The organism is Sutterella sp. AM11-39, assembly GCF_003472385.1.
In the GTDB taxonomy this organism is placed as follows: domain Bacteria; phylum Pseudomonadota; class Gammaproteobacteria; order Burkholderiales; family Burkholderiaceae_F; genus Duodenibacillus; species Duodenibacillus intestinigallinarum.
In genome coordinates, this window is sequence record NZ_QRLV01000001.1 from 215,607 (window position 1) to 240,300 (window position 24,694).

The following is a 24,694-nucleotide window of genomic DNA, read 5'->3' on the forward strand; positions in this document are numbered from 1 at the left end:
TAATTCCGCTCGCTATCCGCGAGGCTGCAGCACATAAAGCTTGTCGTTTTCACGCACCTTCTCGGGAACCTTGATCGTCACGGCCGTTCCTTTGGTCGCGTGATTCACCGGTCCGTTGTCGTCGAAAATTTCATCGGCCACAAACTCCACCGCGCCCGTTGTGGGACCAGTGACAAGCAGTCGAGTACCTCTGTCGAAGCCGTCAGCCTGCACCAGAAATTGCGCCACCGACGCCTTATTGAAGAAATTGATGCACTTGCCGGCAAAACGTTTGGTGATTGTGGCTTGCGAGCCGTATCCGGAGGCAAGCTCCGGCGTGTGAGCTCCCAGGTACCATCCGTCCCAATAGCCGCGATTGAAGACCTCGGCAAGCTTGTCATCCCAACAGGCCACCTTGTCGGCCGTAAAGTCGCCGTCAAGCACCGCCTGCAGGGCCTGGCTGTAGCACTGCACGGTCGTGCGCACATATTCGGGCGAGCGGGCGCGTCCTTCGATTTTGAAAATACGCGCGCCACTCTGAACCATTTTGTCGAAAAAGCCGATCGTTTTGAGATCCTTCGGACTCATCACGTACTGCGGATCAATCTGCAACTCAATGTCGCGCTCGGCGTCCTTGATGTAATACTTGCGGCGGCACGACTGAAGGCACTGCCCCCGATTGGCGCTTTTTCCCCTCGTGTGCAAACTCATGAAACAGCGGCCGCTTTGTGCGATGCAGAGCGCCCCATGACAGAAAATTTCGATTTTGATGCATTCGCCCGACGGCCCGCAGATGTTTTGCTCGTCGATGGCTCTCGTGATTGCTGCGGTTTGCTCAAGCGTCAATTCACGAGCAAGAACAGCGACATCGGCAAAGTGCGCATAAAACTTCAGCGCTTCAACGTTGGCGATGTTGAGCTGCGTGGAAAGATGCACGGGGATACCAACTTCGTGCGCAAGCATCATCGCCGCCACATCCGAACAGATGACGGCATCAATGCCCGCCTTCTTGGCAGCAAGCATCGTTTGACGAGCCTCGGACAGATCTTCATCGTAGAGCACGGCATTAACCGTTAGCCGCGTCTTCAAATTGTGATCTTTTGCAAAAGCGGCAATATCAGGCAAGTCGGTTTCGCGAAAAGCACCGGTAGCAAGACTCCGCATATCAAGCGCGCCCAGCCCGAAATACACGGCGTCGGCACCTGCTGCTGCGGCAGCCGCCATCGCTTCTCGGGAACCGGCCGGGGCCAAAATCTCAAACTCTTTTCTGTCGTTTCGCATTACTGTCGTTATTCCGTTCGCTTCAGGTGGCGGTCAAAGAAGTTCACCACGCGGGAGATCACGCCGGGTTGATACCACGGTAAATCGCCATGTCCGGCTCCGCGCACAAGGACGTATTCGGCCTCTACCTTCTTGTTCTGAAGCGCTTCAAACATTTTTTTGCTCTGCAAGGGACTCACTACCTTGTCACCCGAACCGTGCATCAGCAAGAAAGGGGGCTCCGTTCCGTCTACATGCCCAATGGGGCTTGCCGCCTTCGCCTTTTGGGGATCGGCATTCACGGAAGCGCCGGCAAAATCCTTAAAGGCCGGCCCGTTGAGAAGCAATGCTTCCGTCACAGCAGCAGACGCATGCACGTTCTCGTTGCCGATCCCTTCCCCAATTGTCGTCAGATCGGAAATGCCGTAGATCGATACCACCGCCTGCACATCGGACGAAACCTCCTTAAAGTCGCCTACGTCCCAGTTTTTTTCGCCGTTGGTGGCACCAGCCATCTGTACGACGTATCCGCCGGCGGAGTCACCAAGCAGCCCGATGCGATCGACGTCCACTCCAAATTCTGAGGCATGCGCGCGCATCCATCGCACCGCTGCCTTGGCGTCTTCAAGCAGTGCCGGGAATTTATTGGGCACGGCACGATACTCGCAAGCCGCGACAGCGTATCCGGCACGAGCCAATGCATAGCGCATTTCCAAGAACTTCTCGTGATCGGCCGAAGTAAACCCGCCTCCCGGGAAATAAAGCACTGCCGGTTTCTTTTCTTTCGTGCGCGGAACAAAAAGCGTCATCTTGAGCCCACGCACACTTCGGCCTCTTTCAAAAACCTGGCTGTAGACAACGCCGGAAATCGCGTCGATTCGCCCCTGGACAACGGGCACGTCAATGACCTGTGCTTCAGGACTTTGGCCCATCAAATTCTGGGCTGTCGCTGTCGTGACCAAAAGGCTTGCCGCAGCAAGGACCGCGAGCTCTTTTCTCATGTTTGTTTCTCCCAAAAATCCTGTGCAACTATAAGGCAAATGGTGTCAGTGTTTGCCCAAACGTCTCGTCTTTGCCTGTTGCCAACCATTCGCTCTAACGGGCGCGGTAAGATTTAGCCTCAAGAAAAACCGGTTTTTACGGAAGGCATTTTCTGCCTTTCTTTTTGTGAAGGAAAACGCAACGTCATGTTCATCGAAAAACTCAACAAGCGAATCGACGCCGTTGACTCCATGCTCTGCGTGGGACTTGATCCCGATCTCAAACGTCTGCCCGCGCATCTGACCAAAGACGCCGAAGGTGTTCTGCAGTTCTGCTGTGCCATTGTGGACGCCACAGCACCGTACGTCTGCGCCTTCAAGCCTCAGATCGCTTACTTCGCGGGCGAAGGTCTGGAAAAAACGCTTGAACAGGTCATTGCATACATTCACGAAAAGCACCCCGACATTGCCGTCATTCTCGATGCCAAGCGCGGCGACATCGGCTCCACGGCCAAGCAGTACGCCAAGGAAGCATTCGTGCGATACCAAGCTGATGCGGTGACGCTTTCGCCCTACATGGGTTTTGATACCGTCGAACCCTATTTCGAATACGAAGGACGCGGCGTGATTCTGCTGTGCCGCACGTCCAACCCGGGTGGCGCCGACATTGAGGAGCTCGTCACCAAGGACGGCGACATGGTCTACGAGCGCGTTGCCAAGATGGCTTCGGGTCCCTGGAACGTCAACGGTCAAGTTGGGCTGGTCGTGGGCGCCACGCAGCCCGCTGAAATCGCACGCGTACGTGAACTTGCGCCTGAAACGCCTCTGCTTGTGCCCGGCATCGGCGCACAGGGCGGCGACGTCAACGCTGCCGTAGCTGCCGGTCTGGACGCACACGGCCGCGGCATGATCATCAATTCGAGCCGCGCCGTCATCTTTGCCGGTAACGGCGAAGACTTCGCGCAAGCCGCTGCCAAGGCTGCTGAAGCTACGATGATTGCCATCCGCGAAGCCAAGAAAAAAGCCTTGAGCTGAATTCCATCATTTGGGAGAACAAAAATGCAGAACTTCAAGCCGGTGGAACTGGAGGATGTTTATCGTCTCTTTAATTTGGGTGCCACCTCGTTGGTGTCGGCCGCAGACGGCGATGATGTCGACGTCATGCCCGCCACTTGGGTGTGCCCGCTCAACACCACGCCCGCCCTGTCGACCGCGGTGATTGACTCGGTTCACTACACGCGCAAGCTCATTGACAAGACCGGCTACTTCATGCTGTCCTTGCCGTCTCTGGCCATTGCTCGCGAAACGCTTTATCTGGGCTCGGTGAGCAAATTCGACGAAGCCGACAAGATCGAAAAAAGCGGCGCCAAGCTCTTCAAATTTGAAGGCTGCGACATCCCCACCGTCGAAGGTGTGTTGTGTGCGGTGCTTTTCAAGGTGATTCCAAACGAATACAACGAGAAAAAGCACGACCTGTTTATCGGAGAAGCCGTGGCGGCCTGGGCTGATTCCCGCGTCTTCTCCGAGGGACACTGGCACTTCCCGGAAGGTGACGACAGCTGCCGGACGCTTCACTACGTCTCCGGCGGTCATTTCCTTACGATCGGCAACGCCCACGACATCAAACTCTGATCGTTTAGTTCTTACCCATTAAAAACGCGCACCGGCTCTGAGGCTTGTGCGCGTTTTTAATGGGCTTATGTGCGTGTTTCTTAATCGGCGTTGTCCTTGCCTGCCGACCAACCGGTGAGGCGCACGCGCATCTTCCAAAGAAAGAGCGCAGCCACCAGAATGAAGATCGCGCCTGCGTACATCATCTGGTGTAGCGCGTTGTGATCCGAACTCACAACCATATAGCGCCCCATCGCCACGATGGCAATGGCAATCGGCATTGCGATAGCAAGTTCGTGGTGACTGTGAAGCGCCGCGCGCGCCATCACCATCACTTCGGTATAAAGGAAGAGCAAGAGCAGATCGCCCAGAGCGATCGTATCGGCCGTCACCATACGCCAGAGCTCAGCACCAAAGCCGACAATGGCCGCAATGGCGATGGCGCTCAGTCCCAGAAACTGGCACACGTTGAAAAGCCTATCGAAAGCGCCGAGCGCCGCGGAGGATTCTTTGTTTGTTTTTGTCAGAGGTTCCATTCCATCAAATCTCGAAACGAGTCATCGGAACCCGCATTGTGGCACACACCGTCATTGTTCCTGAGAGCCGTCAGACAAATCTGTTGTTAGCACTTGTCACCAAGCGCCTGGCAGAGCAATTGCAACGCATAGCGAATGCTTTGACGACGTACGTCATCGCGGCTGCCGTCAAACTGCATACGGGAAGTATGCACCATAGTCTTGCCGTCGATTTTCAAGGCCACCCCGAAACAAACGGTTCCCACGGGTTTGCCCGGCACAGCGCCGCCCGGCCCCGCAATCCCAGTGATAGACACAGAGAGCTGCGCGCCGGAATGCTCCAAGGCGCCGTAAGCCATCTCTTCGGCCGTCTCTCGACTTACGGCTCCGAATGCGGCAAGCGTTTCTGCCTTCACTCCAAGCATCTCTTCTTTAGCACGGTTCGTATACGTGATAAAGCCGCGCTCGTACCACTCACTTGATCCTGGAACGGCTGTGATTTCAAAGCCGAGACCTCCCGCCGTGCAACTTTCAGCCGTTGCCACGGTCACGCCGCGCCGCTTGGCTCTCAGGCCGAGCTCAAGCGCCAGTTCATATGAATCCATCAGAAGACTCCGAGAAAAAGACTGGCACCGGGAAACAATCGATTGCAGAGCATATCGATTCCCACTAGGGCCACCGCCGCCCAAACGCCGGCGAGCAGATCGTCGAGCATGATGCCCCATCCGTTGTGGATTTTGCGATCCACCCAACTTGCAGGCGGCAACTTCACGATGTCAAAAAGTCGAAACGCAAGAAATGCGGCGCACCAAGCAATAGCGTTTTGCGGCAGCATCAGGCACACCAGCCAAACGGCAGCCACCTCGTCGACGACCACACAGCCGGCATCCTGTACGCCGAGATCCCGACAAGTTTTTTCGGACGCGAGCGCGCCCAACACAAAAAGCACCGCGATGCAAACCGCAAGCGCCTTCCAGCTTAAGAACTGCACCAAAACTATCCACGCGAGCACGCCGGCAAGCGTACCCCACGTGCCCGGTCCCGGTCGGAGGCAGCCCGCTCCGAAGAAAAGCGCCAGCGTGTGCGCTGGGTGCGAAAACGCAAATTTAAGGCCCGGACGAACGTTGTAGGCGGGATTTGACGCGCTGTACTTTTCTGAAAACATGGGCAAAAGCTCTTTGTTTTTCTCTTAATCGGCGCCCTGCGCAAAATGATCGAACCCCTGCACCGGCAAAAAGAGCGGACGCCCCGAAGCGTCTCGAATCGCTAGCGGCGCACCGCTTTGCTTCTTTTCGATGATGCGGCCGATGCGAGTCACGGGCGTGAGCGCGGAAATCGAAGCCTGTTCGATCAAACCGCGCTTATCAGCCGGCGCCGTGAAGACGAGCTCGTAATCGTCGCCGCCGCTCATGGCTGCTTCGACTTGCTGCTCCTGCGACAGTGCCGCCAAGGCCGGATGCTTGGGCACAGCGTCCCACAGCACATCAGCGTCAACGCCGCTTCGCTCCAAAATGTGTCCCAAGTCCTGGGCAAGCCCGTCGGAAATGTCCGCGCAGGCCGTCGCCGAACTCAAAAGGGCTGTACCGAGCGCATTGCGGGGGTTGGGGCGATCCATAGCAAGCGCAGCCGATGGAAAGACACGCGCGTCAAGCGTGAGCTTGCCCCAGCGGTGCATCAGCGCCGCCCAGGCGCCTCCCACGCAACCCGAGACCCAAATGTCGTCGCCCGGGCGGGCGCCCGCTCGAGTAAGTCCCATACTCTGCGGCAGTTCACCCATGGCCGTAATCGAAATCGTCACCGGAGCGTGTATGTCACCCACCTTGGCCGTACGTGTCGTGTCACCTCCCAGCAGAGGACAGCCCGCCTGTCGGGAAAGCTCCGTCATGCCTTTGGTAAAACCGGCAAGCCAGGCGTCGTCGCGCACGGGCAAACCGATCGTCAGAAAGAAGGCGCGCGGAATGGCCCCCGCGGCAGCCAAATCCGACAGATTCACGGCAAGGGCTTTGTAGCCGATATCTTCCGGACGCTGCGTGGGAAGAAAATGCGTGCCGATGGCCATCATGTCTGCCGTCACGGCAATGCGGCCTGCGGGCATATCAATGATGGCGCAGTCGTCGCCGACGCCCTTACTTGCCCAAGCGCCAAAGTTTTCATGCGTAAAGAAGCGCTCAATAATCTGAAATTCGCCGTTCTGAGCCATAGGATTCTTTCAACCTCCTGTTGTCCGACAACAAGGTCAATTTTGGCGCAAAAAACGAAAAAGGCACGGCCGAAAGAGAAACTTTCTCTCTCGAACCGCACCTTTTGCGGTGTGCTTTACCGAGATTCAGCCTTAGGCCTGATGTTCGGCCGGACGCAGCTCTCCGGCGACCTTGTCGAGCACGCCGTTAACGAGCTTATAACCGCGATCGGCACCAAAAACCTTGCACAGCTCCACCGCCTCATTGATGACGACTCGATAGGGAATCTGCGGGCAGTTCTTCATTTCCCACGTTCCGATCATCAGACACGCGCGTTCCACAACAGAGAGGCGCTGCGGGTCGCGGTCAAGATGACGCGAAAGCGTATCGAGCAGCTCCTGCTTGCCCTTGATCACGCCGTCAAGGATGTCGCGGTAAAACTCCTGATCGCACTGATCGAAGTCTTCTGATGTGAGATCGCACCCGGCAACGGGACTGCCTTCATCGGTAATCACGCTCAGAAGATTGGCGTCGATCGCCGCAAAGTCGGCCGATTCGTTGATCAGCGATTCGTACACGCCCAAAAGCGCGAATTCACGAGCTTTACGGCGCGGGCCCAGGCTCAAGCGAGCACGCAAATTAGCACTTTCCGTCATGTTTTTCGAGGTCGTCCGCAAGGATCACATCGTCGTCTTCATCGGCGAGGTTTTCCCAATCGGAGCTATAAAAGTTTTCGTAGAGGCTCGTCTGCAGGTTGACCATTTCAACGGCGCAGCGGGCGCAGTCCTTACCCTTCATGTGGGTACGGGCCTTGCACTGTTCATCGTCGTAGGTCGTAAGGATGCCGTTGGCGATCGGAATGTCGTTTTCACGGCTCACGCGAGCGATTTCAGCTGCCGACGTGTCAGCCACGATTTCGAAGTGATAGGTTTCACCGCGAATCACGGCACCCAAAGCGATCAGAGCGTCAAACTCGTCGCTTTCGGCCAACATCTGCAGCGCCAAGGGGATTTCCAGGGCGCCGGGAACCGACACTACGCGGATGCAATCTTCCTGAACGCCGAGAGTCTTGAGTTCTTCAAGACAGGCATCAAGTTCTTCTTTGCCGGCGTACTCGTTGAAACGAGAAACGACAATACCAACGACGATTTCGGAGCCGTCGAGCTCGCCCTTAAAGGTCTTCACGGTCATATCTGACTTGCTAGCCTATGTAGTTCGTTTGCAGGTGCAAACAAAATTTCTTCAATAACAGGCGATTTTACCTTTCTCAGGGAAAATTCGCCTCGGAAACACCGTTTTTTAACAAAACGACTTGGACTGCCGTTTGGTCAGAGCAAAGCACAAACTCTTATACTTTGGCCCAACGACACTCTGAACAAAAAAACAATATGCCTTCGATTCCCACTTGGGTCACCACCGGCCTGCTCATTTTCGCCGCGCTCTACACTGTCGTGCAGGCAGTGCGTCTCTTTCTTCCCGTCTATTTCTGGACACTCGATCGGAATGCGGCGCGCGGGCGCGCCATTTTAGCGGTTTGCCCAAAAGATACAAGCCCGAGCGAAATTGCCCGCGCTGTCCCCGCTGAAGCCTGTCTGGCTCGTTTACTGAGAGCACAGGACCTGAGCCCGGCCGAAGAAGCCTGCAAGGCCGATTTCCGCCGTCGCGTTCTGTACTGCTTCGTTGCCTTCGGCCTAACGCTCGTGGCACAGTTCAAGCCTGACGCCCCCGCCGTCCTGATGCCGCTTTCCCAAGCGCTTTTGCTGTGCGCCATCGGAATGATCATCGGCGCCGTCGCACGCTATCGCATTCTGCGCACGATGGACGTGACCGAAACCACACTCAAAGAAAAGGGCCTCTGGAAAGAGACCGAAACCTAAAACGCCGCAACAAACACCGGCGTCTGCACCGGGCTGCCCAGGCTCTGCGCGGCAGCCCACACCCAACTCGGGTTCTTGACCATCTCGCGACCGATGCAAACCGCATCGGCGTCCTGTGTGCGCAAAATCTCTTCGGCCTGAAGCGGCTCGACAATGCCGCCGCTCGTGAAGGTCACAATTCCAACCTTCTCTTTGATGTGGTGTGAAAACGTCGTGTGCGCAACGGTAAGCGATGCCGGAGGTTGCTGCGCGGGATCGATGCCGCCGGAGGAAACGTCAACGGCACAGACGCCAAGCTCGGCAAGCGACGAGGCCAAGGCCAGAGCCTGCTCTTCGTCGGCGCCGCCCTCAATCCAATCGCTGGCCGACAGACGCACCATCACGTCAAGCCCGGGAGCACCCTTTTGAACGGCTTTGACAACTTCCTGAGCGAAGCGCAGACGGTTTTGAGTCGTACCACCCCAAGCGTCGGTACGGTGATTGGTCACGGGCGACAGAAACTGGTGCACAAGATAGCCATGCGCCGCATGAATCTGAATGCCGTCGAACCCCACTCGAGCCGCCCGGCGAGCTGCCTCTTCAAAGGCCTGCAGCACTTCGGCGATATCGGCTTCAGTCATTTCGCGCGGCATCGGCGCCTGCGCAGTGTATGCAACGGCCGAAGGCGCCATCAGTGCAAAGCCTCCCTCTTCGGGCAACAGAGTGCCGTGGCCGGTTTTGGGATCCTTACGGCTGCCTTTGCGGCCGCAATGCGAAAGCTGAAGGAAGAACTTGGTATCGGTGCTCGCCACGGCGCGGCAGGCTTTTACAAGCTTTTTGAAAAAGGCTTCCTGCTCATCGTTGTAGAGCCCGAGGCAACGCGTGGTGATGCGGCCGTCGGCGCGAACCGCCGTCGCCTCGACCACAACCAGCCCCGCCCCTGAAGCCGCAAGCGTCTCGTAGTGCGAGATGAGCTCATCGCTGCCCACGCCCTCTCGAGCAAGGCAACGACACATCGGCGGCACGCAGATGCGATTGGGTAGCGTCTGTGCCCCCATCTTCAAAGGCGTAAAGAGCAATGCCATCCGAAAGTCCTTCCTAATGCGCGGCGATCAATCAGAACAAATCGTCGCCGTCGTCTTCACGAAGCTTGATCATGCGCTCGACATAGCGCGCGATCGTGTCAATTTCGAGGTTGACCCAATCCTGCGCCTTGAGGTGCTTCAAGGTCGTTACTTCAACGGTATGCGGGATGAGATTGATGCTGATGAGCGCGCCCATCGCCGTATCTTCGACCTCGTTGACGGTAAGCGAGACACCGTTGACAGCCACCGAACCCTTGTAGGCGAGATAAGGCGAGAGCTTCAAGGGAGCTCGGATCACGAGCTTGTAGCTTTCTGCAATCTTGGTCATGGACTCGACCTGGCCTACGCCGTCAACGTGGCCGCTAACCAAATGGCCGTCAACGCGATCGCCCAGACGCATCGCCTTTTCAAGGTTGACTTCACCGAACGTATCGAGACCGCAGGTCTTGGAAAGGCTCTCGGCACTCACGTCAATCTGGAAGGAATTCCCTTCGATGTTGACCACCGTCATGCAAGCGCCGTTGACGGCGATGGAGTCGCCCACGCGCACTTCTTCGAGATGAAAGTCTTCGGGCGTGACGATCGTCAGACGAACGCCGTTGCCGAGTTTTTCGGGTTCACGAACCTTGCCGATGGCCTGAATAATTCCGGTAAACATGGTTTTTCAATCTTTCCTAAAAGGCGGCCTCTCCTGTCCGAGACTTGCCGCAGTTGCAGTTAATTCTTTCGCAGCACGACCTCAAGGTCGTCGCCGACTTTCTCAAAACTAACGAAGCGTCCGCGCAAGACTTCGCTCATTTCTTTGAATGGTCCGAGCTTGGCAAAGGGCATGCCCTCGCCCATCACAGCCGGCGCCAGATAGCAGACGATCTCGTCGACCAGATCCGCATCAAGGAGCGCCCCGGACAAGGTTGCACCGGCTTCGACATGCAACTCGTTGATTTCATCACGGCCGATCTGACGGATGATTTCCTCGAGATCAAGCCCTTCGCTGCCGCCCACGCAGCGGACCGTAGCGCCGGCGGCAACCAGTGCGTCCACACGCGCCTGAGGAGCCGTGTCGCTTACGAAAATCGTCGTGGGTTGCCCCTGCAGAATGTTGAAAGTCACCGGCGTAAGCGCCTGGCTGTCGGCCACATACTTCACCGGGCTCGGCAGCTTTTCTTCGCGCACGCTCATTTGCGGATTGTCCGCAAGCACCGTGCCGATACCGGTAAGGATACCCTGAGCGCGGGCGCGCCACAGGCGTCCTTTGCGGCGAGCTTCCTCGCTCGTGATCCAGCGGCTGGCTCCGTTGTAAAGCGCCGTACGGCCGTCAAGCGTCACTGCAGTCTTCAGTCGCACCCAGGGCTTGCCCGTCGTCATGCGTGTAAAAAAGCCGATGTTGGATTCGTAGGCCTCGTCGCGGCACACACCGCAGACCACCGCAACTCCGGCCTGACGTAGCATTTCCAACCCCTTGCCGGCGACCTGCGGGTTAGGGTCTTCAATGGCGGCCACGACGCGCCCGGCACGTTCTTCGATAAGGCGCGCCGCACACGGCGGCGTGCGGCCGTAATGCGAACAGGGCTCAAGCGTCACGTAATAGGTGGCGCCGGTAATGTCGATACCTGCCTGCTTGGCGTTCATAATGGCATCGATTTCGGCGTGCTGAGAGCCCGGAGCGTGCGTATAGCCGCGCGAGACAATCTGACCGTCCTTGACGATCACGCAGCCGACAGCCGGGTTGGGCGGGGCGATATAGCGCCCCTTGCGCGCCTCTTCAAGAGCGGCGCGCATGAAAATCTCATCGCTCGTATCCGTCATTTCGCTTCGTTCTTGTCGATTTCCAGATCACGCATCAAGCGCTTGAAAGCTTCGGGATCTTCCACGTTGAAGTAGACGCTTGCAAAGCGAACGTAGGCGATCTTATCGAGACGCTTGAGTTCCTCGAGCACAAATTCGCCCACCTTTTCGCTTTTGACTTCCCGCTCCCCGAGACTGCGAAGTCGTTGCTCAATGAACGTAATGGCTTCCTCGATCTGCTCGTCGCTCACGGGACGCTTGCGAAGCGCCAGGCGCATGGAGCCGCGAACCTTGTCGCGGTCGTACTCGCGGCGCACGCCGGTGCGCTTGACGATGGCCGGCATATTGATTTCCACGCGCTCAAACGTCGTGAAACGCTTGCCGCAATGGCTGCACTGACGGCGACGTCGAATGGAGAACCCATCTTCGCTCGCGCGAGAGTCCACCACCGCTGTGTCCTTAGACTTGCAAAACGGGCAACGCATCTTGAAAACTCCTGGAAAACGCCCGGAAACGGTTTAGGGTCGATAAACGGGGAACATCGCCGTGAGCTGATCGACTTCGGTACGCACACGTTCGAGCACCTGAGCGTCCTCGGGAGCCGAGAGCAGATCGGCAATGAGGTTGGCCACCTTGCGCGTTTCTTCTTCCTTAAAGCCGCGGGTGGTCATGGCAGGCGTGCCCAGACGAATGCCTGACGTGACGAAGGGCGTCTGCGGGTCGTTGTGAATCGCGTTTTTGTTAACAGTGATGTGTGCTGCTCCCAGAAGCGCTTCAGCGGCCTTGCCCGTCAGATTCATCGGACGCAGGTCAACGAGCATCACGTGGCTTTGCGTGCCGCCCGAGACAATGCGCAAACCGCGCTCCATCAGCGTCTTGGCAAGCACCTCAGCATTCTTGATCACCTGCTTGCCGTACTCCTTGAACTCGGGCTTGAGCGCTTCGCCGAGCGCCACAGCCTTGCCTGCGATCACGTGCATGAGCGGACCGCCCTGAGTGCCCGGAAACACTGCCGAGTTGATCTTCTTTTCGAGATCGGGCCGGCAGAAGATGATGCCGCCGCGCGGGCCGCGCAGGCTCTTGTGCGTCGTCGTGGTCACCACGTCGGCATAGCCAAACGGGCTCGGATAGACACCGGCGGCCACCAGACCTGCGTAGTGCGCGATGTCAGTCATCAGAATGGCGCCTACCGAGTGCGCGATGTCCGCAAAGCGTTTGAAGTCGATGTGAAGCGAATAGGCCGAAGCACCCGCGATGATGAGCTTGGGCTGATGTTCCTTGGCCAAGCGCTCGACTTCATCGTAGTCGATTGCTTCGGTGTCGTCGCGCACGCCGTAGCTCACGATGTTGAAATAACGGCCGGAAAAATTGAGGTGCATGCCGTGCGTGAGATGGCCGCCGTCGGCAAGGCTCATCCCCATCACGGTGTCGCCCGGATTCAGAAGGCCGAACAGAACGGCTTCGTTGGCCTGCGCGCCGGAGTGCGGCTGGACATTGACAGCCATTTCGACACCGGCGGGCTCGCAAAAGAGCTTCTTGGCTCGCTCGATGGCGATGCGTTCCACCTCATCCACATACTGGCAGCCGCCGTAGTAGCGCTTGCCCGGATAACCTTCGGCGTACTTATTCGTCAGAAGCGACCCTTGAGCCTGCATAACCGCCGGAGACGTGTAGTTTTCGCTCGCGATCAGCTCAATGTGCTGTTCCTGACGATCCGCCTCAGCCTGAATGAACTTCCAGACTTCGCTGTCGGCTACTGCGATGGTGTTGGAGTGGCGAAACATGTCCTTGGACTCCTTAAAAGTTGGGCGCGCTTGTTCGTTCAAACAAGGTTCTTCTTGAAAGAACGGCGCAATTTTTTCAAAAAACGATTCTGCAATTATCGCCTATGGAGTCGACAAAAAGAGACAATGAAAAAGCCGGCTCCGTCAAAGAATCGTTTTTTCTGACAAACGACTCCGACAAGCCGGCTTTCCTTATCCGTACCAGTGAGCGCTGATGCCCAGGTTCTCGACCCGCTGCGCAATCCTTTCGAGCGTCTCCGCAGGCGCCTTTTTGAGCCCCGCCACAGGCGTCTCGCGCGCCAGAGTATAGATGTCAACGCCTTCGGGACGAATCTGCGCCAGCGCTTCAAGCCAGGGGCCCACGTACTTTTCAGTCGTATTGTCGACGCTTTGTCCGGCAAAGGTGCCCTGCATGAACATCGTCTGTACGATGCAGCGACCGTTGAGTTCCTTGATGCGCTCAATCACCTCTTTGACGTCGTAGCGCGCGTTGGGGCGATCCACCAGACGAATGTAGTCTGCATCCACCGTATCGAGCTTCAGACACGGGCGGTCGATCAGACGAACGGCCTCAAAGACGTCCTCGCGGTTGAGGTGCGTGGCGTTGGTCAGCAGACACACCTTGGCCTGCGGACAATACTTATCGCGCAGCGCGAGCGTATCGCGCACAATGTTGAGGAAATCCGGATGTGATGTGGGTTCACCGTTTCCCGAGTAAGTGATCGCCTCGGGCAAGTCGTCGGCGTCGCGCATGGCGCTCAGACGCGCTTCCAGAGCTTCGCGCACAGATTGGCGCGAGGGCATCTTCGACTTGGGGCGACGTTCATCATTGAGTCCACATTCGCAATAGATGCAGTCGAAACTGCAGATTTTGCCGTCAACGGGCGACAAATTGACGCCCAGACTCTTGCCCAGACGTCGACTGCGAACGGGCCCGAAAACGGGCCCGGGATAAATGACGGTACTCATCAGTTTTCGATAGCGCTTGCCACAACGCCGTGCATGGCGGCCCACGTCCAGGGCGTCTGCAGCCATTCGAGCACCAGTTTTTCGTGCTCGACGTCAATCACGCCCATTTCCTGCGCCTTATGCACGACTTTTTCAAAGGCAATCACATCGTAGGTATCGATTCCTTCCTGCTTGAAGAGGCGCTGTGTTTCGGGAATCGCGTAGTTCGTAATCGACATTACCTGCGTCACCTGAGCTCCCTCTTCGCGCAGAGCGCGAATGGCGTCCAGACAGCTCAGACCGGTCGAGATATGGTCTTCGAGAAGAAGCACGCGCAGCCCCTTGACATCACCGCCTTCGATACGGGAGTGGTTGCCGTAGGTCTTAGCCTTCTGACGCACCATGATGGCGGGCAGTCCCAGGCGATAAGCCAGAGCTGCGGCGTGCATGGAGCCGGCGGCTTCGACGCCTGCGACTATGTCAAACTCCAGATCGTATTCTTCAACGCGGCTAGCCATCGTCTCAACAATGTCGCGCCAGGCTTCCGGATGCGAAAAAAGCTTGCGGTTATCCACGTAAACGGGAGAAATCAGACCGGACTTCAGGCGCATCGGCGCATCGGCAAGAAACTCCACCGCCTGTGCGCGAATCAAGCGTTCGGCCATGATGTCTTCGGCAATGCTGCTGGTGTAGCTGGGCTTAAATTTCATGACTCTTCCCCTTTACTCAATGCCGAGAACCTTGCGACCATTGACGGTAGCGATGTTGACGAGCTGTTCGAAATCATCGAAGCGGCAGCCGGTGGCAAGCAGCTGCAGTTCGTGCCACATGTCGCCTGCGCTCCACGGAACCATGGCGTCGCACACGTTGTCGGTACCGAGCGCCACCGTGACGCCGGCCGGCACGAGTTCGTCAACAGGCGTCATCGAATTGTGCATCGGGCCGATCATTTCGGTACGGGCCGTGTCGATCCAAGCCGTCGGACAGCAGACCATCATCACGCCGGCTTCCTTGAGAAGCGTGTAGAGACGCTGACGGTACATGCGGGAATGCGCACCAATCGAGATGCCGTGAATGGCGACCACCCGGCCGCGCATGTCATGCTCAATCGCCTTGTGCGCAAGCATTTCGGTTTCGTATTCGCTGGAGAGGTTGAATTGGTCGACGTGCACGTGCACCATCTTGTTCTGCTCTTTGGCCGTGCCAAGCAAAATGTCGAAAGCTTCGGCAGCGCGTCCAAAGTCACGTTCGTCTCGCTTGGGCAAGCCACCGATGATGTCCACCATTTCGGCGCCGATGTCAAACCATTTGCGCGCTTCCGGATCAATCACTCCTTTGAGTGTCTGATTGGCAAATTTCACAGTGATCTGATCGGCATAGTGCTCGCGGGCGCGAAGGCCTGCCTTGATGGCACGATCTTCGGTCTGAGGATCGATGTCCACGAACGTGGCGCAGGCCGTGCAGCCTTGCTCGATCATCAGTTCAAAGAACATGGAAAAGCGCCGGTAGAAGTCTTCCTCAGTCGACTCGCTCTTTAAGCGATCCAGAGCGTCCCATTTCTGCTGCAGAGAGTGCGTGCGACGCATCTCCAGAATTTCGGGAGACAACGTAAACGCACGGTCTGCGTGAGCGTGCGTGTTTACCCAACCGCCGGCCTTCTTAATTGCCGGCTCGATCATCTCGCGTACGGTTCGCGGCGCGTTTTCATCAAAAGACATGAAGGGTTCTCCTAGCGAAAAGGCACGAGCGCCCGTTGTCTGTCAGCATCAAGCTCAGACAGCGGCGCTACGCGCCTGCAAATCTAGGTTAATTTAACTAGGTCGCGCGCTTGTGTCAACCATGTCGCACGAGCGCGCCTGAGAAAAAAGTGATTCGGCCGACCGCCTTACTCGACAACGGTCAGTTTAACCTCCGGATCCAGAATCTTTACGCGATCGGCAATGCACTTGCTCACCCAGGCTCGCTTAAGGTCGGAGTCAAGAATAAAGACGCCCAAGTCCTTCTTTTCGGCCATTTTCTTGACCGCCTTTTCTACGCCCATCGCAAACAAGGCCGTACACCAGCCGTCGGCGCGCGCCCCGTCCTTATCGACGATCGTGACGCTGGCAATGTCGGTAGCGACAGGCATCCCTGTCTCAGGGCTCAAAATGTGCCCATAAGATTTGCCGTCCTTCTCAATTTTGCGCTCGTACGCGCCCGAGGTGATCACCGATTCGTCAAAGGCTTTGACGACGGCAAAGATTTGACCTCGTTCTTTGTCGGGGCGCTGGATGCCGACGTTCCAGGCGCGTCCTGCGGGAGACTTTCCGAGCAAGGCAACATTACCGCCCAAGTCAAGAATCACGTTGGTGGCACCGGCCGCCTCCAGATCCTGCGTGAGTGCCGTGCCGATCCACCCCTTAGCGATAGCCCCGAGATCGATGCTCTGCCCCTTGCCGATGCGCATGCGGCAGACGTTGTCCTCGCGCTGCGTTTCAATCTTCGTGTAGTCAACCTTTTTGAGCGCCGCATCAATATCTCTTCTCGCCGGAACCTGATCGCCGCCGAAACCGATCTTCCAGACGTTGACAAGAGTGCCGATCGTGGGTTCGAACGCCCTGTCGGAAGCCTCTGCTATGGCCTTGGCTTTTTCCGTCAGTTCGGTGATGCGGCAGTCGACTTCAACCCATTCGCCCGAGCGTTTATTGACCTCGTAGAGAGGCCCCTCGCGGTGCACCGTAAAAAGCGTTTCGTAGTCATCGACGCGTTCTGATACGAGCTCTTCGAGCTTTTGCGCGGCTTTGGCATCCGGCGAAATCAAACGCGCCGTAATCAGCGTTCCCATCGCAAGCCCTTGATACTGCGTTTCATAGAGCGTTTTGCCTTCTTCGGCAGCGGAAACAAGCGTACTCAAACCGCAAAACAGGGCAGCCGCAAGGAGTGGCGCGCGCGCGAAAATGCGAAAAGTCGTATTGGGCAAGGCTGACATCCTTTCAGTCGAACAAAAATGCAAAGAGTATGCGCACTATATACAGAAAAAGGCCCGGTGCGGGATTTCCCCACTCCGAGCCTTTTTTGCATCATGCAACTGAGCTGATTACTTGGCGGATTCGAGAGCCTTGTTCACAGCTTCGATGATGCCCTTGGAGGAATTGGACGCACCCGTCACAGCTGCGACACCTTCCGTACCGTTCTTCTTGATAATTGCCTTGGACAACTTCTTCTGAGCGGCGTTGAGCAGCATTTCGGTTTCGCCATGCTTGACAACCTTGACAGAAGTGATCTTGCCACCGGCAACAACAACTTCCACCTGAATCTTGCTGGCGTTACCGGTGCCTTCACCGGTGTAGGTGCCGTCCTTGTAGGTAGCGGCCTGAGCACCTGCACAGAGCAGAGCGGCAGATGCAGCAACAATCAATTGCTTGATCATTGGTTGAAAACTCCTCTAAGTTTTACAGCGTTATTAGTGAGCCTTGACGTAAGCGGTAGCGCTGTTGCCAGCGATACGACCGAAGACGATGATGTCGGCCTGAGCATTGCCGCCGAGGCGGTTGCCGCCGTGGACACCGCCGGTCACTTCACCAGCAGCGAAGTAGCCCGGGATAACCTTGCCGTCGACGTTGATCACTTCAGCCTTCGTATTGATCTTCACGCCGCCCATGGTGTGGTGCACGGCCGGGGTGACGAGAATAGCATAATACGGAGCCTTGGTGAGCGGACGTTCCATCTTGGTGCGGCCGCAGCAGCTGTCCTTACCGGCAGCCTGATCCTTGGCGTACTGAGCCATCGTGGCCTTCAGGTTAGCAGCCGGAACACCCATGTTCTTGGCCACTTCGTCAAGATCCTTACCCTGAATGACCATGCCCGGCATCTTGATGTAGCCTTCGATAGCCTTCAGAGACTTGCGAACGTCATCGTCAAAGAACATGTAGGCGTGGCCGGTGGTCTGCTTCAGGATGGCAGCCGACACAGCGTCGCGCGTGTTGAGTTCGTCAAAGAAGCGCTTGCCTTCCTTGTTGATCAGCACAGCACCGTTGCCGCGAACGGCTTCGGTCACCATCACGCCGGTCGTTTCAACAACGGTCGGGTGGGTCTGGATCTGGTCCATGTCAACAAAGGCAGCCTTGACCTTTTCGGAGAGCAGCAGGCCGTCGCCCGTGGCACCCGGATGGTTCGTCGTGGCAAAGCCCTTCAGACGCGGAATGATCTTGGAAACCATGGCGTTGTTGCCGGCAAAGCCGCCAGCTGCGTTCACGACAGCCTTGGAGTTGATTTCGTAGACCTTGCCGTCTTCGTCCTTAACCTTGACGCCGGCCACAGCACCGTTCTTGACAATCAGGTCGACAACCTGAGAGTCCGTGCGCAGATCAATCTTGCGGGCTTCAACAGCGTTATAGAGCGTCTTGACAACTTCAGGACCAACAGCGGCGCCGCCCGTCGGACGGTGGCAACGCTTGTTGGTGGCGCCGCCCATAAAGCCGACGTCGTTGAAGTTACCGCCGAGCTTGATCAGCCACTGAACAGCATCGTTGGAGTTTTCGCACAGAACCTTCACGAGTTCAGGATTGTTGCGGTTGTGGCCGCCCTTCATCGTGTCCTTGTACATCTGTTCGATGCTGTCCTTAATGCCGAGCTTTGCCTGCTGCGGCGTTTCAGCAGCGTTGATACCGCCGGTAGCGCGGATCGTGTTACCGCCGACCATCGGCATCTTTTCGATGATCACAACCTTCTTGACGCCGTTGTCGTGCGCCTGAACGGCAGCAGCCATACCGGCACCGCCTGCACCGATCACGACAATGTCAGCCTGTTCGGCAGCGTTGGCCATGCCGAAGGCGGCAGCGACTGCGGTTGCGATAAGAATCTTTTTCATGTTTGTTGTCTCCCCAACAAAGATTGTCGATTCCTATTTGAATCGATCTGTGGTTTTCTGAGCACGACCGCTTTCTCAACTTTTTTGCGCGCAAGCCACCCGCCGGCGCAAAAAAGGCCGCACTCAACCTGAGCGATTATATGGAGAAACGTCAAAAGCACCCGTTCAAACTTTCGGATGTCCCTACCCGACATCTTTTTTGTTTGACTAAATACAAAACCATGAATTGGCCTTTACACAAACAAAAAAGCCTGTCCGACCTCCGAGCGTCGAATGACGACGAACGGGAGAATTCGGGCAGGCTCTTGTACCGCTGGGGAAAGATTCTGTTACTTCGCGTTCTTGCCCCAACTGTCGCGCAGTCCGACGGCAAGGTTAAGCACCGGATGTTCGGCGCTGTGATCCTTGATGTCGGTCACAAAGTAGCCGACGCGCTCAAACTGATAGCGCGTCTCGGGAGCGGCAGCAGCCACGTTGGGTTCAACGAAACCCTGGCTCACGAACTTGCTGTCGCGGTTCAAAACGTCGAGGAAATCCTCGGCCGAGTCAGGCTGCGGCACCGTAAAGAGACGATCGTACATACGGAACTGCGCGGGGACGGCGGTCTTGGCGTCAAGCCAGTGAATGGCCGCCTTCGTCTTGACGGAATCGGCGCCGGCCGTACCGCTCTTGGTTTCCGGCAGGTAGTCGGCATGCACGCACACGACGTTGCCTTCGGCGTCCTTTTCAAAGGACGTGGGCACAATCACGTAACTGTTGCGCAGACGCACGGGCTTGGCGGGCGTACCGTCGGCCGGAATCGTCAGTCGGCGATAGCCCTTCGGAGGCACTTCGGCAAAGTCTTCCTGTTCGATCCAGAGTTCCCGGCTCATCGTCACCGTACGCGTTCCCATTTCGGGTTTTTGCGGGTGATTCGGGCACACAAGCTCTTCGCTCTTACCCTCCGGATAGTTGTCCAGAATGAGCTTTAACGGATGCACAACGCCGGCGCGCCGTTCGGCCGTGCTTTCCAGGTCCTCGCGAAGCGACTGCTCAAGCACGCTGTAGTCAATCCAACCGCCAGCCACGCGGCTCACGCCGCAGTTTTCGACGAACTTCTGCAATGCTGCGGCGGTGTAGCCGCGGCGACGCAGACCGACGAGGGTAGGCATACGCGGATCGTCCCAGCCGTCGACCAGCCCCTGCTGAACGAGGGAAATAAGCTTGCGCTTGGAGAGCACCACATAGGTGAGACTCAGACGGTTGAATTCGTACTGATGCGAAAGCAGGAAGAAGTTGTTGCGCACCACCGACAACGCGCTCTGAAGCAACGGCGTGAAGTTTTCGGTGTTCATCTGCAACAACGTAAAGAAACTCTTGCCTTCGGTGCCTTCGAGCGTCTCCGGACCACCCGTGGCAGACCAGCGGCCAAAGATCTCACGCATGGCCACTTCTGGTTCGCTCTGACCGAGCTTGTCAGCGGCGTTGAACGCAGCGCGGGCAAACGCCAGCGCGCGATCGTCCTTGCCGGCAGCCATGTCGGCGATGATTCTCTTGGCTTCTTCGTACTGGGGCGTACGAAGTACCGGCACAATGCGCTCGAGCGCCCAGTCGTAGAACGCGCGCTGGTCGTCAAACTCGAGCGTGCAGATCGAGTGGGTGATATTTTCGAGCGAGTCTTCGATCGGGTGCGCGAAGGTGTACATCGGGTAGATGCACCACTTATTGCCCGTGGACTGGTGTTCAGCAAAACGGATGCGATAGATCGCCGGATCGCGCAGGTTGATGTTGGGCGAAGCCATATCAATCTTGGCGCGCAACACCATGGAGCCTTCCGGATGCTTACCGTCGCGCATTTCGCGGAAGATGCGCAGGTTTTCCTCTGGGCTGCGGTCGCGATAAGGCGAGTTCTTGCCCGGTTCGAAAAGCGTGCCGCGATTGGCGCGCATTTCGTCGGCGCTCTGTTCGTCGACGTAGGCGTAACCGGTCTTGATCAGATGTTCGGCAAACTGGTACATCCAATCGAAATAATCGGACGCGTGATAGAGATTGTCTTCCGTGCCATGCTTCCAGTCAAAGCCCATCCAGCGGACGCTTTCCTTGATCGCGTCAACGTACTCCTGGTCTTCCTTAACCGGGTTGGTGTCGTCAAAGCGCATGTGGCAGACGCCCTTGTAATCGGCCGCCAGTCCGAAATTCAAGCAAATGCTCTTGGCGTGACCGATATGCAGATAGCCGTTGGGTTCGGGCGGAAAACGCGTGCGAATACGCGCCCAATCGGGCTCACCCTTTTGCAGTTGTTCGGAATAGGGAGCCGGATGACCGCACCAGTAGCGCGGCAGGTTGTTGCCCTGCTCCAGATCGTTTTCAATGATCTGGCGGATGAAGTTGGTCGGACGCGTGGCGCCCGCTTCGATGTCGGCAGTTTCTTTATCAGTCATCTCAAAGAGTCCAAGCCTTACGCGCCCAAGGAGTTGGGCCTATCTGACAAGCGCAGGCGTAAAAAATGAATTTTAGCGTCAAAAGGGCAAGTAACCGTTGACCCAGGCGACATACAGGGCTGTGCCCGCAAAGATCGAAACCAGAGGATTTTTCAGGAACCACTGCAGCACAAAGGCAAAAGCGATGCTCACCACTTCGGGAGTGGGAGCTGCATCACGCGCCACGGCCGCGTCGGTTGCGGCGTGCACGGTCAAAAGCACCATAATGGCAAGAGGCAAAAAGTCGCCCAGATCTCTTACCCAGCGCTGTTTTTGCAGCCATTTGCTTGCGGCAAAGGGAAGCGCGCGTTCGGCAAAGGTCACCGCCGCCATAGCGATGAACACAAGCATCAAGTATCCGAAATCCATCCCTTAGGCCTCCTTGTTCAAAACGCAGTTGCCCGCATCTCGCTTGCGGCGGGAAGCTCCCCATGCAAGCCCCGCAACCGCACACAAAGCGATCGAGACGGCAAGAGCGTTTTCGGGCATCAGCAGTCGAGCAGCGGCGTATCCGAAAAGCGCCACCCAAAGCGATAGCGCCGTCTTGCGATTGCGCCACTGTTCAGCCGTCAGCATGGCAAAAAGACTCGTGAGCACAAAGTCAAGACCGGTGAGCCCGATCGTCACGCTTGAGCCCGCCAGCGCACCGACAAATCCACCGAGAATCCACCACAGGTGATTGAAAAAACACACGAAAAGCATGCGCGCCAAAGGCGTACCGACAGGCATGATCGAGAGCAGTGAGTACGTCTCGTCGGTGAGTGTATAGGCGATGTACCAACGCGCCCAGCCCTTGGAAGGGACCTTCTGCAGCAGCGACACGCCGTAGAAGATGTGTCGCAGGTTGATCACAAGCGTTGCGAAGGCGATCGCCGGCACCGAAGCGCCGGCCGCGACCATCGGCACCATCATGTACTGCGAGGCGCCGCCGTAGACAATGATCGAACATACCGGCGCCATCCAAACGGCGGCACCTGCCTGAGCAAACAAGAAACCAAAGACAAAGCCCAGCGGCAGATACCCCATCATCACAGGAATGGAGTCGCGAAAAGCCGTCAGCACCGAGTCTCGAAGTTCGGAGTCGAAATGCATTTTCCTCAAAAAACAAACGGACAGGCCTGACGCAAATCAGCCTGCCGTCGCGTATCGATCAGATAAAGAATTGGTTACTGCGGAGCAATCCAATGACCGGATTTGCCGCCGGATTTCTCGAGCAACTTGACGCCGCCGATTTCCATGAAGCGATCAACGGCCTTACACATGTCGTAAATCGTGAGAAGCCCAACCTGCACGGCGGTGAGAGCTTCCATTTCCACACCCGTCTGCCCTCGCGTTTCGCAGGTTGCAACGCATCGCACGGTGCTCTTTGCCTCGTCAAACTCGAAATCAACGGCCACGCGCGTGAGCGCAATCGGATGACACAACGGGATCAGGTCCGACGTCTTTTTGCTCGCCATAATAGCCGCCACGCGGGCAATGCCGATCACATCGCCCTTTTTGGCCGTTCCCTGAGAGATCATGGCAAAGGTTTCGGACTTCATACGGATGTAGCCTTGCGCACGCGCCACGCGATGCGTCTGATCCTTGGCGCCGACGTCAACCATATGCGCGTTGCCGGCTTGGTCAAAATGAGTGAGTTCTGTCATCTTTCGTAGCAATAGATTGCGTTTTGAGTCGTCCGAAGAAACCACGCCTCGGCCGCAGGCCGCTATGATACACAACCGAAGTTCTCGGCTTCGATTCAATCGACATCCTGCCGACGGCTTGCCGCCGTCCGACTTATAGGTTTTCAATTCCGTGCGCTTTCTTAAAACGCTTACCGTTCTTGCCGTCAGTTGTTCGCTTGCCCTTCCGCCGGCAGGCGCATACGCGCAGCTTGCGGGCGGCGTGGGCGAATTTAACCTTCCGAGTCTGGGCAATGTAGTCGGCGCCGACCTCACCGTGCTCGAAGAGCGCAATCTCGGCGAACAGCTCATGCGCCGCGTGCGCGCGGACAGGTCCTATATGCCGGACCCCGAGATCACCGACTTCATCAATCGGTTGGGTTATCGGCTTGTGGCGGCCGCCAACCCCTCGCCCTACGATTTCTTTTTCTTTCCGATCCGTGACAAATCGTTAAACGCCTTCGCACTGCCGGGCGGGTTTATTGCCGTGCATACGGGCCTGATCGTCGCCGCGCAGACCGAAAGCGAACTTGCGGGCGTCATCGGTCACGAAATCGGCCACGTCACGCAGCGACACATCGCCCGAATGATCGAGTCGAGCAAAGGATCGCTTGCGATGACCATCGGCTCGATTCTGCTCGCGCTGCTTGCGGCACGTGCCGGCGGCAGCTCGGGCGGCGATGCCGCCATGGGCGTGATGTTGGGCACCCAAGCGGCAATGCTGAGCAAACAGCTCGGCTACTCGCGCGATGCAGAACGCGAAGCCGACCGCTTCGGACTTTCAACGCTGCAAAACGCCGGATTCGATCCTCTCGGCATGGAAGCGTTCTTCGAGCGGCTGCAGCAGAACAACCGCTGGTACGAAACGACAAGCACCGCGTACATCTCCACCCACCCGATGACGACCGAGCGTATGAGCGACATGCAAAACCGCACCCGCAACATGGCCCCGGTCACACATCGCGACAGCATGGACTTCTTCCTTGTGAAGGCGCGCGCACGCGTGCTGCAGGAAACAACGTACGACGGCTGGCTTAAGGTCTCGAAGAGCTTTGAAAACGAACTCAAGCGCCATCCCACGGGCTACAGTCTTGTGGCAACGCAATACGGCCTGTCGGTTGCCTACGCGAAGATGAACCAGAAGGACAAAGCGCTTGCCGCCATCCGCGCCGCCAAAGCCGCGAGCAAAGAAAAAAGCGTCATTCTGGATAAACACCTGTCGGAACTCACCTATCAGGTCGCTAAAACGCAGGCTCAGAAAGACCAGGCACTTGCCGTTGCCAAGGGAACGTGCGAGCAGTATCCCTACTCGGGACTGGCCGCATCCAACTACGTCGAACTGCTCTTTCAAAGCGGCAAGCATCAGGAGCTCGTCGACTACCTGCGCAAGCAGTCGGCCCTTTCGCGCACCAACCCCGACTATCACATGTACCTCGCGCGCAGCTACGAAGCTCTCGGCAAAAAGTCGATGGCCTTTGCCGCCACAGGTGATATGTACGCGCTTTTGGACAACCCGCGCGCCGCGGTCTATCAGTTTGAGCTCGCACAGAAAGCCAACGACGGCGACTTCTACATCATGAGCGAAATTGACGCCAAACTGCGTGAACTTCGCCAGAAAGTGCTCGACCAGAAAAAGGATTGATTATCCGCTACGAACCGGCGAAGTCGTCTTTTTTCCTTATTCAAAACAGCGGGATCGTGTGCGAAAATACGCCCAACGATTCGCCTGCGTGCAAGAC

At 57.1% G+C, this 24,694-nt stretch carries 27 protein-coding genes; 4 read left to right on the plus strand and 23 right to left on the minus strand.

Features of this window, described 5'->3' with window-relative positions; translation table 11 throughout:
• Positions 1-12 precede the first annotated feature (12 nt).
• Together DW133_RS01010 and DW133_RS01015 are read right to left on the minus strand one after the other, a co-directional pair.
• Positions 13-1,260: a peptidase U32 family protein gene (locus DW133_RS01010; RefSeq protein ID WP_118274341.1), complete on the minus strand. Its 1,248-nt coding sequence runs from the start codon at positions 1,258-1,260 to the stop codon at positions 13-15.
• Positions 1,261-1,268: 8 nt separating this feature from the next.
• Complete coding sequence (locus tag DW133_RS01015; RefSeq protein ID WP_118274343.1) at positions 1,269-2,240, minus strand: alpha/beta hydrolase; 972 nt, start codon at positions 2,238-2,240, stop codon at positions 1,269-1,271.
• Between the two features lie 186 nt (positions 2,241-2,426).
• Between DW133_RS01015 and pyrF the strand changes: the two genes are divergently transcribed.
• Positions 2,427-3,254 carry an orotidine-5'-phosphate decarboxylase gene (pyrF, locus tag DW133_RS01020; protein ID WP_118274345.1) on the plus strand — a complete coding sequence of 276 codons (828 nt, stop codon included), beginning with the start codon at positions 2,427-2,429 and terminating at the stop codon, positions 3,252-3,254.
• Positions 3,255-3,278: 24 nt separating this feature from the next.
• A complete protein-coding gene (locus DW133_RS01025; protein ID WP_118274347.1) occupies positions 3,279-3,851 on the plus strand; it encodes a flavin reductase family protein in 573 nt (190 codons plus the stop codon).
• Positions 3,852-3,931: 80 nt separating this feature from the next.
• Here the strand turns inward: DW133_RS01025 and DW133_RS01030 are convergent, their stop codons facing one another.
• From DW133_RS01030 to ribH, 6 genes are all read right to left on the minus strand, one after another.
• Positions 3,932-4,366, minus strand: coding sequence for a phosphate-starvation-inducible PsiE family protein (locus DW133_RS01030; protein ID WP_118274349.1), 435 nt, complete (start codon positions 4,364-4,366; stop codon positions 3,932-3,934).
• 86 nt (positions 4,367-4,452) lie between these two features.
• Entirely contained in the window at positions 4,453-4,950 is a 498-nt protein-coding gene (locus DW133_RS01035) for a CinA family protein (RefSeq protein ID WP_118274351.1), read from the minus strand.
• On the minus strand, positions 4,950-5,510 hold the full coding sequence (locus DW133_RS01040; RefSeq protein ID WP_118274353.1) for a phosphatidylglycerophosphatase A: 561 nt from the start codon (positions 5,508-5,510) through the stop codon (positions 4,950-4,952). Before DW133_RS01040 ends, DW133_RS01035 begins: the two co-directional genes overlap by 1 nt.
• A 24-nt stretch (positions 5,511-5,534) precedes the next feature.
• Positions 5,535-6,545 (minus strand): thiamine-phosphate kinase, encoded by a 1,011-nt coding sequence (thiL, locus tag DW133_RS01045; protein WP_118274355.1) that lies wholly within the window; start codon positions 6,543-6,545, stop codon positions 5,535-5,537.
• A 132-nt stretch (positions 6,546-6,677) separates the two neighbouring features.
• Positions 6,678-7,181, minus strand: a complete 504-nt coding sequence (nusB, locus tag DW133_RS01050) for a transcription antitermination factor NusB (RefSeq protein WP_118274357.1) — start codon at positions 7,179-7,181, stop codon at positions 6,678-6,680.
• Positions 7,165-7,716, minus strand: a complete 552-nt coding sequence (ribH, locus tag DW133_RS01055; RefSeq protein ID WP_118274359.1) for a 6,7-dimethyl-8-ribityllumazine synthase — start codon at positions 7,714-7,716, stop codon at positions 7,165-7,167. The genes nusB and ribH overlap by 17 nt, the downstream gene beginning before the upstream one ends.
• Positions 7,717-7,913: 197 nt before the next feature.
• Here ribH and DW133_RS01060 point away from each other — a divergent pair, with 197 nt between their 5' ends.
• Positions 7,914-8,402, plus strand: a complete 489-nt coding sequence (locus DW133_RS01060; protein WP_118274361.1) for a hypothetical protein — start codon at positions 7,914-7,916, stop codon at positions 8,400-8,402.
• Here DW133_RS01060 and DW133_RS01065 read toward each other — a convergent pair.
• From DW133_RS01065 to moaC, 15 genes are all read right to left on the minus strand, one after another.
• Positions 8,399-9,466, minus strand: a complete 1,068-nt coding sequence (locus tag DW133_RS01065; RefSeq protein ID WP_118274363.1) for a hypothetical protein — start codon at positions 9,464-9,466, stop codon at positions 8,399-8,401. The genes DW133_RS01060 and DW133_RS01065 overlap by 4 nt on opposite strands.
• Before the next feature lie 31 nt (positions 9,467-9,497).
• The gene (locus DW133_RS01070) at positions 9,498-10,124 is read right to left on the minus strand and encodes a riboflavin synthase (protein ID WP_118274364.1); all 627 of its coding nucleotides are present in this window, start codon (positions 10,122-10,124) and stop codon (positions 9,498-9,500) included.
• 59 nt (positions 10,125-10,183) lie between these two features.
• Positions 10,184-11,272 (minus strand): bifunctional diaminohydroxyphosphoribosylaminopyrimidine deaminase/5-amino-6-(5-phosphoribosylamino)uracil reductase RibD, encoded by a 1,089-nt coding sequence (gene ribD, locus DW133_RS01075; protein WP_118274366.1) that lies wholly within the window; start codon positions 11,270-11,272, stop codon positions 10,184-10,186.
• Entirely contained in the window at positions 11,269-11,736 is a 468-nt protein-coding gene (nrdR, locus tag DW133_RS01080; protein ID WP_118274368.1) for a transcriptional regulator NrdR, read from the minus strand. The genes ribD and nrdR overlap by 4 nt, the downstream gene beginning before the upstream one ends.
• 33 nt (positions 11,737-11,769) lie before the next feature.
• On the minus strand, positions 11,770-13,035 hold the full coding sequence (gene glyA / locus DW133_RS01085) for a serine hydroxymethyltransferase (protein ID WP_118274370.1): 1,266 nt from the start codon (positions 13,033-13,035) through the stop codon (positions 11,770-11,772).
• A 192-nt stretch (positions 13,036-13,227) separates the two neighbouring features.
• Positions 13,228-14,070, minus strand: a complete 843-nt coding sequence (locus DW133_RS01090) for a radical SAM protein (protein ID WP_233542065.1) — start codon at positions 14,068-14,070, stop codon at positions 13,228-13,230.
• Positions 14,004-14,693 (minus strand): orotate phosphoribosyltransferase, encoded by a 690-nt coding sequence (locus DW133_RS01095; RefSeq protein ID WP_233542066.1) that lies wholly within the window; start codon positions 14,691-14,693, stop codon positions 14,004-14,006. The genes DW133_RS01090 and DW133_RS01095 overlap by 67 nt, the downstream gene beginning before the upstream one ends.
• Positions 14,694-14,705: 12 nt before the next feature.
• Positions 14,706-15,701: an amidohydrolase family protein gene (locus tag DW133_RS01100; RefSeq protein WP_118274374.1), complete on the minus strand. Its 996-nt coding sequence runs from the start codon at positions 15,699-15,701 to the stop codon at positions 14,706-14,708.
• A gap of 167 nt (positions 15,702-15,868) precedes the next feature.
• Positions 15,869-16,942, minus strand: a complete 1,074-nt coding sequence (locus tag DW133_RS01105; protein WP_158571083.1) for an FAD:protein FMN transferase — start codon at positions 16,940-16,942, stop codon at positions 15,869-15,871.
• A 117-nt stretch (positions 16,943-17,059) separates the two neighbouring features.
• Positions 17,060-17,392 (minus strand): FMN-binding protein, encoded by a 333-nt coding sequence (locus DW133_RS10080; RefSeq protein ID WP_199588768.1) that lies wholly within the window; start codon positions 17,390-17,392, stop codon positions 17,060-17,062.
• A gap of 33 nt (positions 17,393-17,425) precedes the next feature.
• On the minus strand, positions 17,426-18,832 hold the full coding sequence (locus DW133_RS01110) for a flavocytochrome c (protein ID WP_199588769.1): 1,407 nt from the start codon (positions 18,830-18,832) through the stop codon (positions 17,426-17,428).
• Between the two features lie 329 nt (positions 18,833-19,161).
• A complete protein-coding gene (locus tag DW133_RS01120) occupies positions 19,162-21,252 on the minus strand; it encodes a glutamine--tRNA ligase (protein ID WP_118274380.1) in 2,091 nt (696 codons plus the stop codon).
• A 78-nt stretch (positions 21,253-21,330) separates the two neighbouring features.
• Positions 21,331-21,660, minus strand: coding sequence for a branched-chain amino acid transporter permease (locus DW133_RS01125; RefSeq protein ID WP_118274382.1), 330 nt, complete (start codon positions 21,658-21,660; stop codon positions 21,331-21,333).
• Between the two features lie 3 nt (positions 21,661-21,663).
• Positions 21,664-22,383 carry an AzlC family ABC transporter permease gene (locus tag DW133_RS01130; RefSeq protein ID WP_233542067.1) on the minus strand — a complete coding sequence of 240 codons (720 nt, stop codon included), beginning with the start codon at positions 22,381-22,383 and terminating at the stop codon, positions 21,664-21,666.
• A 74-nt stretch (positions 22,384-22,457) separates the two neighbouring features.
• Positions 22,458-22,937, minus strand: a complete 480-nt coding sequence (gene moaC / locus DW133_RS01135; protein ID WP_118274384.1) for a cyclic pyranopterin monophosphate synthase MoaC — start codon at positions 22,935-22,937, stop codon at positions 22,458-22,460.
• A 151-nt stretch (positions 22,938-23,088) separates the two neighbouring features.
• Here moaC and DW133_RS01140 point away from each other — a divergent pair, with 151 nt between their 5' ends.
• Positions 23,089-24,597, plus strand: a complete 1,509-nt coding sequence (locus DW133_RS01140) for a M48 family metalloprotease (RefSeq protein ID WP_118274386.1) — start codon at positions 23,089-23,091, stop codon at positions 24,595-24,597.
• Positions 24,598-24,694 lie beyond the last annotated feature (97 nt).